The 15,997-nt window shown below is 44.7% G+C and carries 19 protein-coding genes and 3 pseudogenes; 10 read left to right on the top strand and 12 right to left on the bottom strand.

Annotated elements, in window-relative coordinates:
- Positions 1 to 8 precede the first annotated feature (8 nt).
- From ACWJJS_RS16705 to ACWJJS_RS16690, 4 genes are all read right to left on the bottom strand, one after another.
- Positions 9 to 1,058 carry an AI-2E family transporter gene (locus ACWJJS_RS16705; protein ID WP_058906577.1) on the bottom strand — a complete coding sequence of 350 codons (1,050 nt, stop codon included), beginning with the start codon at positions 1,056 to 1,058 and terminating at the stop codon, positions 9 to 11.
- Between the two features lie 185 nt (positions 1,059 to 1,243).
- A complete protein-coding gene (gene dctP, locus ACWJJS_RS16700) occupies positions 1,244 to 2,500 on the bottom strand; it encodes a C4-dicarboxylate transporter DctP (protein ID WP_058906576.1) in 1,257 nt (418 codons plus the stop codon).
- A gap of 108 nt (positions 2,501 to 2,608) precedes the next feature.
- The gene (locus ACWJJS_RS16695) at positions 2,609 to 3,280 is read right to left on the bottom strand and encodes a response regulator (protein WP_106067987.1); all 672 of its coding nucleotides are present in this window, start codon (positions 3,278 to 3,280) and stop codon (positions 2,609 to 2,611) included.
- Positions 3,255 to 4,877: an ATP-binding protein gene (locus ACWJJS_RS16690; protein WP_454023722.1), complete on the bottom strand. Its 1,623-nt coding sequence runs from the start codon at positions 4,875 to 4,877 to the stop codon at positions 3,255 to 3,257. The genes ACWJJS_RS16695 and ACWJJS_RS16690 overlap by 26 nt, the downstream gene beginning before the upstream one ends.
- Before the next feature lie 80 nt (positions 4,878 to 4,957).
- Between ACWJJS_RS16690 and ACWJJS_RS16685 the strand changes: the two genes are divergently transcribed.
- The gene (locus ACWJJS_RS16685) at positions 4,958 to 6,010 is read left to right on the top strand and encodes a TRAP transporter substrate-binding protein (RefSeq protein ID WP_102422354.1); all 1,053 of its coding nucleotides are present in this window, start codon (positions 4,958 to 4,960) and stop codon (positions 6,008 to 6,010) included.
- Between the two features lie 84 nt (positions 6,011 to 6,094).
- Positions 6,095 to 6,916, top strand: coding sequence for a manganese catalase family protein (locus tag ACWJJS_RS16680; protein WP_003156225.1), 822 nt, complete (start codon positions 6,095 to 6,097; stop codon positions 6,914 to 6,916).
- A 23-nt stretch (positions 6,917 to 6,939) separates the two neighbouring features.
- Here the strand turns inward: ACWJJS_RS16680 and ACWJJS_RS16675 are convergent, their stop codons facing one another.
- From ACWJJS_RS16675 to ACWJJS_RS16660, 4 genes and pseudogenes are all read right to left on the bottom strand, one after another.
- Positions 6,940 to 7,299, bottom strand: coding sequence for a YdbC family protein (locus tag ACWJJS_RS16675; RefSeq protein ID WP_077721829.1), 360 nt, complete (start codon positions 7,297 to 7,299; stop codon positions 6,940 to 6,942).
- On the bottom strand, positions 7,293 to 7,634 hold the full coding sequence (locus tag ACWJJS_RS16670) for a cupin domain-containing protein (RefSeq protein WP_094247223.1): 342 nt from the start codon (positions 7,632 to 7,634) through the stop codon (positions 7,293 to 7,295). Before ACWJJS_RS16670 ends, ACWJJS_RS16675 begins: the two co-directional genes overlap by 7 nt.
- 140 nt (positions 7,635 to 7,774) lie before the next feature.
- A pseudogene (gsiB, locus tag ACWJJS_RS16665) lies at positions 7,775 to 8,080 on the bottom strand (glucose starvation-inducible protein GsiB); the annotation flags it as partial.
- 100 nt (positions 8,081 to 8,180) lie between these two features.
- Positions 8,181 to 8,987 carry an EcsC family protein gene (locus tag ACWJJS_RS16660; protein WP_077721827.1) on the bottom strand — a complete coding sequence of 269 codons (807 nt, stop codon included), beginning with the start codon at positions 8,985 to 8,987 and terminating at the stop codon, positions 8,181 to 8,183.
- Between the two features lie 166 nt (positions 8,988 to 9,153).
- Here ACWJJS_RS16660 and ACWJJS_RS16655 point away from each other — a divergent pair, with 166 nt between their 5' ends.
- The 3 genes and pseudogenes from ACWJJS_RS16655 to ACWJJS_RS16645 all read left to right on the top strand — a co-directional run.
- Positions 9,154 to 9,519, top strand: coding sequence for a DMT family transporter (locus tag ACWJJS_RS16655; RefSeq protein WP_454023721.1), 366 nt, complete (start codon positions 9,154 to 9,156; stop codon positions 9,517 to 9,519).
- A complete protein-coding gene (locus tag ACWJJS_RS16650; RefSeq protein ID WP_070081391.1) occupies positions 9,516 to 9,923 on the top strand; it encodes a DUF5360 family protein in 408 nt (135 codons plus the stop codon). Before ACWJJS_RS16655 ends, ACWJJS_RS16650 begins: the two co-directional genes overlap by 4 nt.
- Before the next feature lie 57 nt (positions 9,924 to 9,980).
- A pseudogene (locus ACWJJS_RS16645) lies at positions 9,981 to 10,196 on the top strand (DUF2188 domain-containing protein); the annotation flags it as partial.
- A 58-nt stretch (positions 10,197 to 10,254) separates the two neighbouring features.
- Here ACWJJS_RS16645 and ACWJJS_RS16640 read toward each other — a convergent pair.
- The gene (locus tag ACWJJS_RS16640) at positions 10,255 to 10,608 is read right to left on the bottom strand and encodes a hypothetical protein (protein WP_007410203.1); all 354 of its coding nucleotides are present in this window, start codon (positions 10,606 to 10,608) and stop codon (positions 10,255 to 10,257) included.
- A gap of 657 nt (positions 10,609 to 11,265) precedes the next feature.
- On the opposite strand from ACWJJS_RS16640, the gene ACWJJS_RS16635 reads away from it, so the two are divergent.
- The 5 genes from ACWJJS_RS16635 to ACWJJS_RS16615 all read left to right on the top strand — a co-directional run bounded on the left by ACWJJS_RS16635 (position 11,266) and on the right by ACWJJS_RS16615 (position 14,977).
- Positions 11,266 to 12,543, top strand: a complete 1,278-nt coding sequence (locus ACWJJS_RS16635; RefSeq protein ID WP_088005335.1) for an Nramp family divalent metal transporter — start codon at positions 11,266 to 11,268, stop codon at positions 12,541 to 12,543.
- Between the two features lie 105 nt (positions 12,544 to 12,648).
- Positions 12,649 to 12,915 (top strand): hypothetical protein, encoded by a 267-nt coding sequence (locus ACWJJS_RS16630; RefSeq protein ID WP_063174391.1) that lies wholly within the window; start codon positions 12,649 to 12,651, stop codon positions 12,913 to 12,915.
- Between the two features lie 88 nt (positions 12,916 to 13,003).
- On the top strand, positions 13,004 to 13,711 hold the full coding sequence (locus tag ACWJJS_RS16625) for a hypothetical protein (RefSeq protein ID WP_254068272.1): 708 nt from the start codon (positions 13,004 to 13,006) through the stop codon (positions 13,709 to 13,711).
- Positions 13,712 to 13,806: 95 nt separating this feature from the next.
- Positions 13,807 to 14,364 (top strand): hypothetical protein, encoded by a 558-nt coding sequence (locus ACWJJS_RS16620; RefSeq protein ID WP_454023750.1) that lies wholly within the window; start codon positions 13,807 to 13,809, stop codon positions 14,362 to 14,364.
- Between the two features lie 382 nt (positions 14,365 to 14,746).
- The gene (locus ACWJJS_RS16615) at positions 14,747 to 14,977 is read left to right on the top strand and encodes a hypothetical protein (RefSeq protein WP_063174388.1); all 231 of its coding nucleotides are present in this window, start codon (positions 14,747 to 14,749) and stop codon (positions 14,975 to 14,977) included.
- A 364-nt stretch (positions 14,978 to 15,341) separates the two neighbouring features.
- Here ACWJJS_RS16615 and ACWJJS_RS16610 read toward each other — a convergent pair whose 3' ends face one another.
- From ACWJJS_RS16610 to ACWJJS_RS16600, 3 genes and pseudogenes are all read right to left on the bottom strand, one after another.
- On the bottom strand, positions 15,342 to 15,476 hold the full coding sequence (locus ACWJJS_RS16610; RefSeq protein WP_264080680.1) for a hypothetical protein: 135 nt from the start codon (positions 15,474 to 15,476) through the stop codon (positions 15,342 to 15,344).
- A gap of 151 nt (positions 15,477 to 15,627) precedes the next feature.
- Positions 15,628 to 15,819 carry a hypothetical protein gene (locus tag ACWJJS_RS16605; protein WP_225979776.1) on the bottom strand — a complete coding sequence of 64 codons (192 nt, stop codon included), beginning with the start codon at positions 15,817 to 15,819 and terminating at the stop codon, positions 15,628 to 15,630.
- Positions 15,799 to 15,991: pseudogene (locus tag ACWJJS_RS16600) on the bottom strand (DUF2651 family protein); the annotation flags it as partial. The pseudogene ACWJJS_RS16600 and the gene ACWJJS_RS16605, both read right to left, overlap by 21 nt.
- Between the last annotated feature and the right edge of the window lie 6 nt (positions 15,992 to 15,997).

Below are 15,997 nucleotides of genomic sequence, written 5' to 3'. Positions count from 1 at the left end.
AGCCGACGTTATGTCTTATCAGGAGCCGGTCCGTTTTTTTCCTTGTCCTCATTATTGACGACATCCAGAATATCAAGCAGGAACACAAAAATCGGAATTCCGATAATCAAGCCCCAAATGCCGAAGAAATGTTCTGAGAAAATCAGAACCGTAAAGGTAAAAAAGATTGGCAGTTCCGTTTTCGCTGACATCAGTTTCGGATTAAGGAAGTACGTCTCAATTGCATGGATGACGAAAATGACCAGCACGATGTAGATGACATACGCAGCGCCGCCCGTCGTATACGCGATGATGCTGAGCGGAATGAGCGAAATCACCACACCCGCAACGGGAATGAGCCCGAGGAAAAAGACCATGATGGACAGGCCGAACAGCTGCGGAAAATGCAGAATCGCCAATGCGATCAAGGTGAGGATACAGTTCACCAGCGCGATAATAAATTGGGCTTCAAGCACTTTGCCGAATGTTCTCGCAAATTTGCTGCCGAAATAAGCAAGTTCGTAGTAAAAAACAGACAGCTTGCTGTGCTGAAATTTTTTCATAAACTCCGTGAGCCGCTTTTTCTCGAACAGGAAAAACATGCTGAGAATCAGTGACATCACGACCTGCAAACCGAAAGTGCTGATATCGGCCAAGTATGTATACAGTACATTAAAACCTTCTTTTACATAGGAACCGATATTGATATCGCCGAACACGCTCGATATCTCATCATAAAACGGAATGACATCGGGATGATACGCGATGTGCTTGATCTGCTTAATCAGCTGTTCAATCTGCTTGGCAACAATCGGGTAAAAGACAAAGCCTCCGACAGTCGCCCCGACAGCCAGCGCAATATATAAAATGGTGATGACCACCCTCTGGCTGATCCGGAAAAAATGGTTCAACACATGCCGGATGACAGTCTCCAGCCGATCCATCAGAAAAGTAAAAATAAACGTAAGCAAAATCAAATTAATCATACTTCGGAATACAACTAACACCCCAGTCAAAACAAGAAAAACGGAAAAACGTCTGACACCCGGATGCTGAAAAAATTTAAAAATAGCCGCCATTTATACACTCCTGCTAGGACAAAAAGCCCTTAGATTTCATCTTTCACTCTCTAATTGTAAATTATATAACAAAATGACGCTAAGGTCTTTGTCCACCTCCTAATAAATTTAAACAAATTTATCTTTTTTACTCATGGCGGCCGAAAAAAAGAACGGCATGCCCTATGCATGCCGTTCCTTTCCTTTTATACCGCCGTTTTCATTTCTTTTACGGCCTGTGTGCTTTTCGCTTCGTCAAACTCATTTTCGCTCTTGGCTACGATGATGGTGGCGATTCCGTTTCCGATCAGGTTGACGATCGCCCTTCCTTCACTCATAAAGCGGTCAACGCCGAGGAGCAGCGCCAGTCCCTCCAGCGGAATAACCTGAAGTGCCGATAAAGTGGAGGCGAGCACGATAAATCCGCTTCCGGTTACGCCCGCCGCGCCTTTTGATGTCAGCATCAGCACGAGAATGATCGTAACCTGCTGGCCGATGGTAAGGTCAACGCCGAACACCTGCGCCAGAAAAACCGTCGCCATGGACAGATAGATCGAGGTGCCGTCCAGGTTAAAAGAATATCCTGTCGGGATGACAAGGCCGACAACCGATTTGGAACAGCCGTAACGCTCCATTTTATCCATCATCCGCGGAAGGACGGACTCAGAAGAGCTTGTGCCGAGAACGATGAGCAGTTCATCTTTAATAAAACGGAGATAGTTCCACAAGCTGAAACCGAATAGTTTGCAAATGATATTCAAAGCGACAAATACAAACAGGAACATCGTAACGTATACAGACAGCATCAGACTCGCCAGCGGCTTGATGGAATCAAGGCCGAAGTGACCGATCGTATAGGCCATGGCCCCGAATGCGCCGATCGGCGCCGCGCGCATGATGTAGCCGATGATTTTGAAAAAAACGTGCGACAGTTTATCGAAGAAATCAATAATGCTTTTGCCTCTTTCACCGAGCGCCGCCAGGCCGACACCGAATAAAACAGAAAAGAATAAGACCTGAAGAATGTCGCCTTTTGCGAAAGCGTCAACCATATTTGACGGAACGATGTGAGTGATAAATTCAATCCAGTCAATCCCCTGTCCCCCGTTTTGGGTGTACTGAGAGACATCCCCTTTTTCAAGCTTGCTGTAATCAAGGCCCTCACCGGGTTTCATGATATTGACGACCAGAAGTCCGATAATAAGGGCAATGGTGGTCACGACTTCAAAATAAATAAACGCTTTTCCCCCGACTTTGCCGACTTTTTTCATGTCTCCCATCTTGGCGATGCCAAGCACGATCGTCAGGAATATGATCGGTGCGATAATCATTTTTACCGCATTGATAAATGTATCGCCGAGCGGCTTCATCTGCTTCCCGGCATCAGGCCATACGAGTCCGACAATGACGCCGATGATCACCGCCGTGATGACCTGCACCGTAAGATTTTTGAAAATTTTCATCCCTACTCCCCCTTGCCTCTCGCTGCGTCTATACAAAAATGATAGCGTTTTCATACAAAGAGGGGAAGCTTATGATCATAACGGACATTTTGGTCTTTTTGGTCTCGGCTAGCGGACGAATTTGTAGCGGTTAACCGGCCGTCCCACTCCCCCGTATTGAATGTCGAGCTTAATCTGGCCGTCCTTCTCAAGAAAATCAAGATAACGCCGCGCCGTCACCCTTGCAATTCCGAGCGCTTTGGCGGCTTCTTCAGCTGAAAGCGGCTCCGTCTGCTGTTTTATATAGGTCAAAATTTCATTCATCGTAAAATGATTTAACCCCTTCGGCAGATCCCGGGACGGATTTTGCGGAATTTTAAGCAGCATGTCAAGCTGCTCTTGCGACATGGTGTCATGCTCTTCAATTTTCCGTTTATATTGTTTATAGTTTTCGAGCGCCTGCCTCATCCGCTCCAGCTTAAACGGCTTCAAAATATAGTCGGCCGCACCGTTTTGCAGCATAAGCTGGATTGTTTCTTTGTCTTTTGCGGCCGAGACGATGATGACGTCCACTTCGAGCTTTTGTTTTCTGATTTCCTGGAGTGTTTTAATTCCGTCTTTTTTCGGCATGTATACGTCTAATACCACGAGCCCGGGCCGCAGATCTTTTATAAGCCTGATTCCCTCGTCTCCGTCAGCGGCTGTGGCGATGACGCTGAACCCCGAAACACCGGTGATAAATTCTTTATTCACCTCCTGCACCATCGGATCATCTTCAATAAGCAGCACCTTGATGTCCATCGAATGATTCCTCCCCCTTCATCGGAAATAATATAGAAAATGCCGTTCCCTGTCCCTGCCGTGTGTCGACTTCAATCACGCCCATCCCTTTGTCGACGATTTGTTTGACGAGGTACAAGCCGTATCCCGTTCCTCCCGTTTTATTGACGGTAAACCCTTTGTCATAAAGGCGCGGGATGTGCTGATCGGAAATCCCGCTTCCGTTGTCTTCTATTAATATAGCAAGCACTTCATCATTTTGCTCGATACTGATGTCAATATGTTTGTCCTCCGTGTCCGCTGTTTCGAATGCGCCGAACGCATTTTCAATTAAATTGCCGAGCAGGACGACGATGTCATGCTGGTCGACATGCTCCGGAAATGCCGAGAAACTGCTGTTTTCATCAATTTTCACAGAAATGCCAAGCTCTTTTCCTCTTTTGATTTTGCTTAACAGCAGCCCCGCCGCGGCGTCATTCTGAATGGCCTGATGAAGAAAATCAGTGACGCTTTCTTGTTCTGATGATTCCTTAAAAGCAAGCCGGAGCGCTTTTTCTGATTTTCCGAGCTGAATCAGCCCCGCGATGGTGTGAAGCTTGTTCATATGTTCATGATTTTGGACTCTGAGCGCATCGACAAAATTTTTCACACCTGTCAGTTCTTCCGCCATTTTCGCCGCTTCCGTCCTGTCCTGAAAAATGGCGACGGCTCCGATGACCTTCTTTTTCATGACAATCGGAATTCTGCTGCTCATGATCACCTTTCCGCTGACTTGGATTTCTTCATTATATACGGCTCGGTTCCGCTCGACGATTTCAGGGAGCCGCGAATCTTTTAACACGTCCCAGATCAGCCTGCCGTCGGTCTCTTGTCGTACATTGAATATCTGCTTCGCTTTTTCATTAAAAATGGTGATGTGATGCTGATTATCGATCGCAATGACGCCCTCATTCATCGAATGAAACGTAGCTGTCCGTTCCTCATACATTCTCACGATCTCATGGGGCTCGAGCCAAAACATTTGTTTTTTGATGTGGCGGGCCAGCAAAAAGGAGCCGGCCAGTCCGAACCCGAGCGCCAGCAGAACGATAAACAGTATTTCATGTTTCAGCTGAAGAAGAATTTCACCGAATCCGGGCAGCGTTTTACCGGCCAGAACGACACCGATCTGATTCAAATCCCGGTCTTTGATGGGATAAAAAGCGCGGACGGCGGTGCCGATCTCTCCCTTTGCTTCGGAAAAATAAATGTGCTCGGCGAACGCCGCGGCTTCGTCCTCACCCCTTGAACGCTTTCCGATCATTGTGCTGACGGGATGTGAATAGCGGATATGATCCATATCCATGACGACGATGTAGTCCGCTTCATTGATGATCCTTATTTCTTCGACCGCATGGCGCACGTCTTCCCTTTGTTTTTTCTGCTCCAGGGCGCGTTTGACATCGGTCATCTCAGATACCGTCCGCGCGGTATTCATCAGCCGTTTTTTCAGCTCGCGCTCCTCTGTATGCTGGATATTGCCGATCAGCACGATGCCGACGATCAAAAAGGTAAAAAGCACGACGATATACGAAAGTATGGTGATTTTCCAGCGGATGGTGAGCTTTTTTTTCGTCATTGGCCTCTTCCTTTCCGTCTCTTTACGAAAACGGCCCGCCCGATTATGCTTGTTATAGAAAATGGCGGAGGGGGTTTTCGATGAAAAGCTTGCTGACTTGTCTCAGCCTGATGGTACTCGGTATCGGAACCGCTTTATTCATCGGCTTTCATGATCGTTTCTCAACGGAAGAACCGTATTATGATGACGAACAGGAAGGCCTGAAAGATCAAATGGTTTTCAAATTCAGCCATGTCGTTGCTGAAAACACGCCTAAAGGGCGGGCGGCGAATAAATTTGCCGACCTGGTCTATCAAAAGTCCGGCGGCACCATTAAAGTAGAGGTATTTCCAAACGGGAGCCTCTATTCAGATAATGAAGAAATAAACGCCCTCCAAAACGGGGACGTGCAATTCATCGCCCCCTCCACCTCAAAGCTCGGATCACTGTCTCCCGAATGGGGTGTTTTGGATCTGCCGTACGCGTTTACAAACTATAAAGCCGTGCAAGAAGGCCTCAACGGCAAAATCGGCACACGCCTGTTCACTTCATTAGAAAAGCATCATTTGAAAGGACTGGCGTACTGGACGAACGGGTTTAAGCAGCTCACGTCAAATAAAGGGCCGATCTTCACTCCGGACGACTTGAAAGGACAGGCGCTCAGGATCATGCCGAGCAGCGTGATCGAAGACCAGTACCGCCTGCTCGGCGCGCACCCGCGGCAGGATTCCTTTAATTCCACGTTTCAGCTCTTGGAAAGCAATCTCGTAGACGGAGAAGAAAATACGATTTCAAATATCTATTCTAAAAAATTTTATAATGTTCAAGATTATTTGACAATCAGCAATCACGGATACCTCGGTTATGCCGTGATGACCGACGAGCATTTCTGGAATTCGCAGACAGAAAAAACGAGAACCATCTTAACGGAGGCGATGAGAGAAACGACGGAATGGAACGAAGCCTCCGCTGAGAAAATGAATAAAGACCAGCTTGAAGAGATAAAGAAGAATTCATCCATTCATATTCATGTGCTGAGCAAAGCGGAAAAGAACACATGGATGAAACGCCTCGACCCGATTTACGGACAATATGAACAGGTGATCGGCCGCGGGCTTGTGCAGGATTTGTTATCCTTGCGCCGCGAGCCTTAGCAGGACCAATACGCCCATCCCCGTTTCATCCCTTTTCCCGCCGGGGAAGTAAATAGGGACAGAGCAAAAAAAGGAGATGGAGACATGTTTACACATACGAAAAAACTGCAGCATCCGGCAAAACCGGATCGTCCTGACCCGCTGTTCGCAAAAAAGATGCAGGAAATTTTAGGGGGACAATACGGGGAAATATCCGTCGCCATGCAATATTTGTTTCAAGGATGGAATACACGGGGCAATGAAAAATATAAGGATCTTCTGATGGATACCGCGACGGAAGAAATCGGCCATGTCGAAATGATCGCGACGATGATTGCGAGACTGTTAGAAGACGCCCCGCTGGCAGAGCAGGAAAAAGCGGCTGATGATCCGGTCATCGGGTCCATTTTAGGCGGGATGAATCCGCATCATGCCATTGTCTCAGGACTCGGCGCAATGCCGGAGAGCAGCACGGGCGTTCCGTGGAGCGCAGGCTATATCGTCGCAAGCGGAAACCTTCTGGCAGACTTCCGCGCCAATCTGAACGCCGAATCACAAGGAAGGCTTCAAGTCGCACGCCTGTATGAAATGACCGATGATAAAGGCGTGAAAGATATGCTCAGCTTTTTATTGGCCCGCGATACCATGCATCAAAACCAATGGCTTGCGGCCATTAAAGAATTAGAAGAACAGGAAGGTCCGATCGTTCCTTCCACATTCCCGAAGGCGCTGGAAAAACAGTCATTCTCCCATAAGCTTATTCATTTCTCAGATGGAGCAGAAAGCGCTGAACAAAATTGGCTGAAGGAAACAGCGCCGGACGGAGAACCATTTGAATACGAAAAGGAACCGAAAGCGCACGGCGAAATAGCTAAGCTGGACCCCGTCCCGCCGTATGTCCACAACACGCTTCCCGGACGAAAATAAAAAAGCCTCTAAAGGGGCTTTTTTTATGTGCGCACAACTGTCCAATCCGGTTCATATCGGATGTCCGGGTGATGTAACAGCTCGTGAATGACAGGTTCATCCCCCTCGTATAGCATCACTTCTATTGAAAGAATCGCAGCCTTCTGCTCGTTTTCTTCGTATATGCGGTCATGTTCGTTCTCCATAAAATCATCATAGGCCTGTCTGTTCTCCCAAACGCTGATGATCTCTGCGATGAACAGGCCGTCTGCGTTTTTCCGCCAGCCGCCGGCCTGTTTGACGAAGCCATTTACACAGGATAATGCTCCCCACCTTGACTGTGCTTGCCCAAATGCTTCAGCGTTTGCAGCGTCTGTTTCACATACAATCTTTTTGATCAGCATGACCGTTCCTCTGTGATGACTGTTTTCGCATGCGTATGCTCGACACAGAGATTCACGGTTCTGACGTATGAGCGGGTGCGGTGAATCGTGCCTTTCGGGATGAGCAGGCTGTCATTTGCTTTGAGCACTGCGGTTTCTCTGTCCTTAAAATCGATCAGCAGCTCACCTTCCAGAACGATGAACCATTCATCTGAGTCAGGGTGATGGTGCCAGTCATATTCTCCCGTAAACACTGCGAGGCGCACACAGTGGTCATTGATCTCCGCGATTGAAAAATTGTCGTGTTTTTCTTTGACTTTATTGGCGATAGCGAGCAAATTCAGCATGTCAGACACGAGTGAAAAACCCCTTTTTCATTTTATTGTATCGTAACGGCGGCTCAGATCAAGATTTTCCCAAAATAAAAAGCGATCCAGCTGATGTGCCGGATCGCTTTTGATCTGCAGGTTGTCTGCCTTTTATGCTTTTATTAGCTGCTTCGTCTGTTTCCGCCTTTTTGGCCGATTTCCTTATAAAAATCTTTGTCATGATTTTTGCTTGTGGCTTCTCCGCCTTTTTCACCGATTTCCTGATAGAATTCTTTGTCGTGATTTTTGCTTGTGGCTTCTCCGCCTTTTTCACCGATTTCCTGATAGAATTCTTTGTCGTGATTTTTGCTTGTGGCTTCTCCGCCTTTTTGACCAATTTCCTGATAGAATTCTTTGTCATGGTTATTGCTTGTAGCTTCTCCGCCTTTTTTACCTGCTTCTTCTCTGCTCATTTTGTTATTATCTTGTGCCATTTTTGAATTCCTCCTTTAATTGGTGTTGGTTGTTGGTTTCCCGATTTCAGAACTGCTAAACAAAGAAAACACATTGAATGTGTTTTCGGGTGGTTTTTTATCATTCTGTATCCTTCATGCGTTTTAGAATCCGGCGTTTCTTATAAAGCATGATGCCTGTTTCCGCGATGCTTTCTAAAGCTGAACGGTTGGCGGACGCGCCGAAGATGATGCCTGCGGCCGGAACCATTTGCAGCAGTTTTTTCGCGGCGAACGTATCGCGGTAGCTGTAAACGACTTCCCGCCAGCCTTGGATTTGCGAGGCGACGCGCTGATAGGTTTGGTCGTTTTGATCATATTGCCGTAAATCTTGCAGGATCGCTTTTTTTCCGATGACGTCACTGGATGCAAGCTGAAGCAATTTGACGATAAACACGCGTTCTTTTTTGTCTTTCGGATCAAAGCCGTAAGCAACCGCGATGTCTTGCAGCGTCTTTAAGGACAGGCCGAGCATCGCCGGAATGTCTGCCGCAAGCGTAAACACGCCGCCGACTCCCGTTGCGGCTCCCTGCACCGTCGCGGCCTTTACGCTTGTACGCGCTATGGCTTCTGCGATTTCGTCCATGACGGCAAGCGGCGCATTGCGGATGTCGTGAAGCGTTTGACATGTACCGTGCGGCAGCCGTTTTTGAAACTTTTTCATGATGCGCTTTTCTGATGTAAGGTACTGTCCGCCTGACTGAATAAACGTTCCCGTTTCATCGAGAATGAGTCCGATTTTCCTCTGAATAAATTGCGGTGTCAGCTTGTCCAAAAGCTGAAACGGCAAGCGGGTGAATGTTTGCCAGAACATCGCCCTCTGCTGCGCCTTTTCCCATTTTTGAATGTCTCTCAGTTGTCTTTCCAGGTCTGTCCGATCTTCTGTCACCCGTCCTGCACGTCCTTTCTGATTTCTTTCTACATAGTATACCTTTATGGCGTTTTCTTTTTACACCCGGCCGGACTTTTTATCCGGAAAACATTCCATTGATTAATTTTCTTCAAATTCTATATATTGTATAATTTTGAATAATACGATTGAAGGAGAATGTTGAATGCAATGGCTTTATTTAAGTTTAGCGATTATTTTTGAAGTATTGGGTACGGTCAGCATGAAATTATCAAATGGATTTACAAAACTTGTCCCAAGTATTTTATTGTTATTGTTTTATATCGGCAGCCTTTGTTTTCTTACTTTGACTTTGAAATATATAAGTGTCTCCATCGCATATGCGGTCTGGTCGGGAATGGGGATCGTGCTGATTTCCATGATCGGAATTTTTTTCTTTCATGAACAGTTCTCTGTCATAAAAGCCGTCTCTGTTCTTCTGATCATCATCGGTGTCGTTTCCTTAAACTTTATTTCTGAAAGTGAAACGTCATCAAACGGCATCAGCGTTCATACGGACAGAAACAGATGATGAAAGGGTTAAAGGTTCTCTTCTTCATTACAGATATTGGATTTATCGTTTATTGGATTGTTACTTTTTTTGAGTGGATTCCAAAAAACATGGTGTTTAAAGATTATGATAACGCCATGATAATGGCCTGGAACTGGTCATTCTTTCCCTTAGATATTTTCATTTCGATAACCGGGCTGTACAGCTTGTTTCTTTATAAACGGAAACATGCATTATGGCGCCCTTTCGCATTAATATCACTTGTGCTGACCTTTTGTTCAGGCCTGCAAGCGATTGCCTTTTGGGTATTTATCGGTGATTTTGATCTGATGTGGTGGGCATTCAATTTGTACTTGCTTCTTTATCCTTTATATTTTATTCGGAAATTGCTGGTCTCTCGTAAAAATAGCTGTCATTCTTTTTGATGAGGCGGTTTTCTTTTTCTTCAGGCGGGAAACACTTTTCATAAAGGAGTGATAGACATGCCTTGGTCTATGAAGGATTATCCGCAATCATGGAAGAATCTCGAGGAACCTGTGAAGAAAAAAGCGATCGAAATCGCGAATGCGATGGTAGATGAGGGTTATGAAGAAGGACGGGCTATTCCCATTGCGACAAGTCAGGCGAAAGAGTGGAAAAAAAGCGCTTCTAAGGAAGAAATCGATCAGCTGATGAAACACGATGATGAAACGAAACGCGGAAATTGAATCGGAATAAAGGAAAAACCCCGCTCTCAAGAGAACGAGGTTTTTCTGCTTATAAACCGTAATAATAAGATAATGTGGTGACTGAAACGTAGCCTGTCGCTCCTGCATACGTGACTTTCAGCCATTTATTAGAATTGGTGTAGTGGCCTTGAACATATTCTCCGGTGACCCAAGAACCTGTAATTTTTTTACCGCTTGAGAATGTTGTGATCGTTGAACAGCTGACCTTAGAGCATGAGCGCATATTAGCACCGTAAATACCGACTGTACCCCCGCTGGCTAAAATGGAAACGTCCGGTTCAGCTTTAGGTTTGAAAGCTGCTGCTGATGCAGAGCCGCCAAAAGCGAATAAAGAAACAGCAAAAATCATGGCTAAAGAAATGATCGACAAACGACGTACCAAGAAAATTCCCCCTCTTTTATCATATGGCTGGAAAGCTTTCCTGACGTTATTATACTTTTTTGCCCGGGAGACTGAAATAAGTCTAATGCTCCAACTTCTTTTCTTCGCAAGTGACCATGCCGATTCTTTATTTGATAAATAACAGCCGTTTATTGGACTGGAATCACTGATATATCGTTGATTCAAACGTTTATTCAGAGCAGCCGGAGTTTTTACGGAGGTCATTTGAATGGTACAGAAAGGTTTTATCTTCCAATGGAAAGAAACATTATTATTCTATTTACCCGGGAAAACGGAGGAAATACTGCGTCTTTTTCTCAGGATCAGTTGCACCGGACAGAAAGTTGTGAAGTGATATGAGCAAGTGTCCTCTTTTCACCTTTTTAAAAGAACGCTCAACGCATCCGCGCATGATCGGACGCGGAAACACGCTTTGCGAACGGCATCGCTTCTTTCCCGGAACGATGCCGTTTTCATTTTCGGACCTTTCTTCGGCGGGATACATACCATAGATAAAACAGGGCATCAATGTACCGGTTTATTGAACATAAAGAACTTGACATCTCATAATAGCGGATTTATGATGTAGATAAAATAATTTGCATCTAGGAAACTTTTTGTTATTTAGCTAAAAATCTATCAGAATTTAGGTGAGACATAATGAGCAAAGACATCTCAGCACAATCACTGCAAGCAAAAGCCGTGCAGGATGCACTTGACGGCAAAAGCAAGGGATTCAAGCGGCTTCTGCCTTTCTTAGGCCCAGCCTTTATCGCGGCGATTGCCTACATTGATCCGGGAAACTTCGCTACGAATATCTCAGCTGGTTCGAAATTTGGGTATATGCTGCTGTGGGTCATCCTCTTTTCAAACTTGATGGCTTTTTTAATCCAAGTTCTTTCCGCGAAGCTCGGCATTGCCACGGGCAAAAACCTTCCGGAAATCGCCAGAGACCGGTATCCGAAATGGGTATCCGCCGGGCTGTGGATACAGGGTGAACTGGTGATTATGGCAACTGATCTGGCAGAATTTATCGGGGCGGCGCTCGGGCTCAACCTGCTGTTCGGCATACCGATGGTTGAAGCGGCCATTATCGCGGCGATCGGATCATTCGCGATTTTAGAGCTTCAGCGCCGGGGTTACCGGGCGCTGGAAGCGGGCATCGCCGGACTTCTGTTTGTCGTGGTGATCGCCTTCGCTCTGCAAACCTTCTTTGCCAAACCTGACGCCGCCTCCGTTCTCGAAGGGCTGTTTATCCCGAAAATTGACGGAATGGACAGTGTGCTCTTGGCAACCGGTATACTCGGCGCAACCGTGATGCCGCATGCCATTTACTTACATTCCGCACTGACACAGCGCCGTGTCGTCGGAAAAACGGATAGTGAGCGGAAAAAGATTTTTAGATTTGAGACGATTGACATTCTGATCGCGATGGTGATCGCCGGGGCGATTAACGCAAGCATGCTCATCGTCGCTGCCGCGCTTTTCTTCAAGAACGGGCTGTATGTAGAAGATTTAGACGTGGCTTATCAGCAATTCGGCCACTATATCGGACCGGCTTCAGCCATTCTCTTCGGGATCGGGCTGCTGGCCGCAGGGCTTTCAAGCTCTTCTGTCGGCACATTGTCAGGCGATATTATCATGCAGGGCTTCATCCGTTACCGTATCCCGCTTTATTTGCGGCGTTTCATTACCATCATTCCTCCGATGATCATCATTATCTCGGGGGTCAACGCCACAGAAGCGCTCGTATGGAGCCAGGTCGTTCTTTCATTCGGCATCTCCTTTGCACTCGTGCCGCTGATTATGTTTACAAGCAACAAACGCCTGATGGGCGCCCTGACGAACCGAAAATGGGTGACGGCTCTCGCCTGGCTGATTGCGGTTTTGGTGATCGCGCTTAATCTGTTTGTGATCTACGATTCATTCCGTTAGAAAAAAACCGGCCATAGCGGCCGGTTTTTCTTTTGGCACCGGGTGCCGTTCGTATCTTTTTCCGGGCGTTTTTGGTATGATAGAAGAAAAATCGGAGTTTTGCTTATGTCAGTATTTATCCTTTTTTATCTGTGGATTGTGCCGATTGTCATCGGTATCTTCTGTTCTCTTTTTGCTTATCGGACAACGGGTAAGAAACGTCTGGTTCCCGGCTTTGTGATGATCGCATTAAGTATCATTTCCTTAATCACGGGGCTTTGGATCGGCGGTGTGAACTATCATGTGTTCATCGGAGGCATGTTTTTATTCGGTACGTTATTGGCCGGTTCCGCCTTTCCGTTTTTCTTCGCTCTCTCACGCAAACGAAAATAAACAGGCATGCTGCCTGTTTATTTTTTTACCTAAGCCTGCATTATAAAAATCGCTCCGATAATGTGATTCCGCCTCAATCAGCCTATACATGCAGGCTCCAGCCCATGTTCTATTTCACGAAACTGCAGCTAAAATAAATCCTGCCAAAGAAGATTTTGAATTGCGAGAAAAATATCGTATTAAAATCCTATTTACCCAAAAAATACCTATTGATAGAATGGTATGTGAGAGGGAAAAATGTTCAAAGCGGATCATACAGGTCCCGCCTAAATACATAGTCTTTCATTTCTCTCTACACTACATTTCTAAAGGAGGATTTCCCATTAGACACGCAGCTAAAGGCATTCTGTTTGCCGCATCTTTAGCCCTTGTAACTACTACTTTTGTCCCCGCATCCTTAGCTAAAGAAAATCATAATAATACTGCCAATGCCACTGAAACGACAAAATCATTTTTTTATCAGACTGATACGCAATTTTCCTACGGACTTAAAGCACAAAGCGATGCATCTGTGTCAAAACCAGTCAAAGATGCAATCAGAGAGGTGCTGAAAAATAAAACAAAATTATTCAATCTTGTTGAAAAATTAGCAGGAAAGAAAATAAGAAATGAACTCGAATCCGTTTTCAATCAACATATAGAACCGGTTTTAAAGAAAATGCTGAACGAGTATGTCGCCTTAAGCTGGACTGACGTGGAAAAGAATCTTTATCTTTCACTTAAAAAGTCCGGACTTTCTGACAGCCAGGCTAAAAACCTCGCTCATTTGACAACTTTAGCAATGAAAGCATTTTAAACTCATTCATCAATGATCAGCAGGAAAATATGTATGAAGTAATGCAAAGTGCTGTTAGATTCACTCTAATAGCACTTTTTCATTGGAGATTTCACATGACTGTCTTTTTTACTGTTTTGCTCACTTTCTTATGCTGCCTTGTGATTTCATCTCTTATTTTTATGATTCTATTAAAAAAAGAGATCGTGGATACACCGCCAAACCGCTTAGCTCATGCAGCATTCATAGGGCTTATTGGATTCTCCCTGTTCTTCGCTATAACTGTACCCAGCCTGATTATTTGTTTTGCAGCTGTAACAATACATCATTTTTTCGGAGATTACATCATACATGATTCTCTTTCAGACTTATACATATTTTCTGTCGTCGTCAGTATTTTAGCTTTAGTTTATATGCTAATCCTTACGGCAATTGTAAAAGGAATGACTCATGTTTTGACATTGCCTGCTTGGTCAGCCTATATCCTTGAATTCATTTTTGCATGGGCTGCTGTTTACTTCTCAATTCAATACGTTTCCAATCATATCATTGAGAACATATCTATATTTCAAGGCGGAGAAGTGCTTCTTTCATTGTTCATCACTTTCTTATTTTCGGGATTGGATATCCTTTTTACTAATTTGGATAAGATTTCAAAAGAGAAATTAGGCTAATAAGGGGGAAACGGATATGAGGATCATGACATATATATCTTATTTTTCTATTTCTTTAGTTTTGCAGGTGGTATGGCTGCTACTCATAAAAGAAACCTCTAATCTATCTCTGATAGATATGATTACGGTGTCCTTTTTATTCACTCTCTTTATGTTCATCTTGGATCAAATTTTCAAAAAAAAGCGGACAAATTAGGGTCTGTTTTTTTATAATCCTCGGGCTTCTCTTTCATTTTGAAATTGCTCCGGATTTGGGGATGTTGCGGGAACCGTTCATTAATGTTTAACACCGGCCTCTGTAAAATACTTCTCCTTTTATATAACATCCTGACTTCTCCGTCATATATTCAAACGAAAAAACGGCAAAAGGGAGTAATGAAACATGATATTGTTTATTGGCAAGTTCATGTTGCTCTTTTTATTCTGTTCGCTGGCATATTATTTGTTTAAAGTTGTTTATTACAATATAGGGAAGAACATTGCGCTTAAAACCCCGGAAGGGACAAAGACAAACCGGACGGCACGTGTGTTTGTCAAAAATGGAACTACACTGAATGATGGAGATTACTTTATGATCGCTGTTGTGACCGCTCTCTGGCTGTTCTTCAGATGAAACCGCGCTGATCCACCACGAGTTTTTTGATCAGCCATCGCTCGCCAGCTTCGGCTTTTCACAATCTCCGTTTCCGTTTAGGACGGTTATATGCAAGCCAAGTAGCTCAACAAACAAAAAAATAAACAGGCATGCTGCCTGTTTATTTTTTTGTTTTTCCTTGAATTATTGAAGAAAGGCTTAAAAATGGACGGCGTCTTTCTCATGCATGCATAGTTCAAGAAAACACTTCACAGCAAAACGGAAAGGTGAACGCAATACACGCAGCGGTTAAGAACCTTATGAGGCTGCGTATGTTGATTACTGGATAAGAAAAAGAAATCCCCCAGTCTTAAAAGGTGGAGGTCAAAAATTGGAGAACACTTTAAATATTTATAGCTTTTTCAGCGATGCGGAAAGTTCCAGAATCACTCATTTCAGCAGTAAAAACATTTGTTACACTTAATAATCCAGTAAAAAGAATACCGATTAAAGCGGAGCTGATTATAACCTTCTTCATTATATAGCCTCCGTAACCTTAAGGATTTGTGTTTGGGCATGTATAGTTTTCTTTAAAAAGGTTCTTCCCTCTGCATAGTTTCTCTTTTCAAAATGAAAGTCACCTAATTTTTCAGTCAGCTCTGCGAAATCAGACCAAAGGCGCTTCTCTTCTAAGTAGCGTCTATTGCCTTTTTAAAATTCTCTTCAGCGGCACTCAAACTTTCCCCTCTTAAATAAACTAAGCCTAAGTTATGAAAGATCACTCCGATAATTCTTTTCCCTTTTTCCTCATCCAACCCACGGGCGATACTTAATGCTTCCCGATAAACCGGAGATAAATAGCTCCCCGTCATCATAGCCATCCACCTGAAAAATGTCGGCTCGGCACCTATTACAATAAACATAAATGTCAATGACAATGAATACAACAGCCATAATCCATACTTTTTTGAAGATGAGATACCCTAAAATCCCCAACAGAAAAGAAACTGCCGGAAAAATGATGAGAATGATATAAACAGGACTCAATGGCATGCTAAT

Source organism: Bacillus sp. JK106 (assembly GCF_053663355.1).
Note: the sequence above shows the minus strand (reverse complement) of the source record. Positions and strands in the feature narration are given on the sequence as shown.

What these genes read in the sequence shown, in the direction of transcription:
- ACWJJS_RS16650 (WP_070081391.1), top strand. Translation starts at nt 9,516, where the DNA reads ATGATGAAAGGGTTAAAGGTTCTCTTCTTCATTACAGATATTGGATTT.
- ACWJJS_RS16655 (WP_454023721.1), top strand. Translation starts at nt 9,154, where the DNA reads ATGCAATGGCTTTATTTAAGTTTAGCGATTATTTTTGAAGTATTGGGT.
- ACWJJS_RS16625 (WP_254068272.1), top strand. Translation starts at nt 13,004, where the DNA reads ATGCAGGCTCCAGCCCATGTTCTATTTCACGAAACTGCAGCTAAAATA.
- ACWJJS_RS16615 (WP_063174388.1), top strand. Translation starts at nt 14,747, where the DNA reads ATGATATTGTTTATTGGCAAGTTCATGTTGCTCTTTTTATTCTGTTCG.
- ACWJJS_RS16605 (WP_225979776.1), bottom strand. Translation starts at nt 15,819, where the DNA reads ATGGCTATGATGACGGGGAGCTATTTATCTCCGGTTTATCGGGAAGCA.
- ACWJJS_RS16695 (WP_106067987.1), bottom strand. Translation starts at nt 3,280, where the DNA reads ATGGACATCAAGGTGCTGCTTATTGAAGATGATCCGATGGTGCAGGAG.
- ACWJJS_RS16610 (WP_264080680.1), bottom strand. Translation starts at nt 15,476, where the DNA reads ATGAAGAAGGTTATAATCAGCTCCGCTTTAATCGGTATTCTTTTTACT.
- ACWJJS_RS16690 (WP_454023722.1), bottom strand. Translation starts at nt 4,877, where the DNA reads ATGACGAAAAAAAAGCTCACCATCCGCTGGAAAATCACCATACTTTCG.
- ACWJJS_RS16675 (WP_077721829.1), bottom strand. Translation starts at nt 7,299, where the DNA reads ATGCTGATCAAAAAGATTGTATGTGAAACAGACGCTGCAAACGCTGAA.
- ACWJJS_RS16680 (WP_003156225.1), top strand. Translation starts at nt 6,095, where the DNA reads ATGTTTACACATACGAAAAAACTGCAGCATCCGGCAAAACCGGATCGT.
- dctP (WP_058906576.1), bottom strand. Translation starts at nt 2,500, where the DNA reads ATGAAAATTTTCAAAAATCTTACGGTGCAGGTCATCACGGCGGTGATC.
- ACWJJS_RS16685 (WP_102422354.1), top strand. Translation starts at nt 4,958, where the DNA reads ATGAAAAGCTTGCTGACTTGTCTCAGCCTGATGGTACTCGGTATCGGA.
- ACWJJS_RS16705 (WP_058906577.1), bottom strand. Translation starts at nt 1,058, where the DNA reads ATGGCGGCTATTTTTAAATTTTTTCAGCATCCGGGTGTCAGACGTTTT.
- ACWJJS_RS16630 (WP_063174391.1), top strand. Translation starts at nt 12,649, where the DNA reads ATGTCAGTATTTATCCTTTTTTATCTGTGGATTGTGCCGATTGTCATC.
- ACWJJS_RS16620 (WP_454023750.1), top strand. Translation starts at nt 13,807, where the DNA reads ATGACTGTCTTTTTTACTGTTTTGCTCACTTTCTTATGCTGCCTTGTG.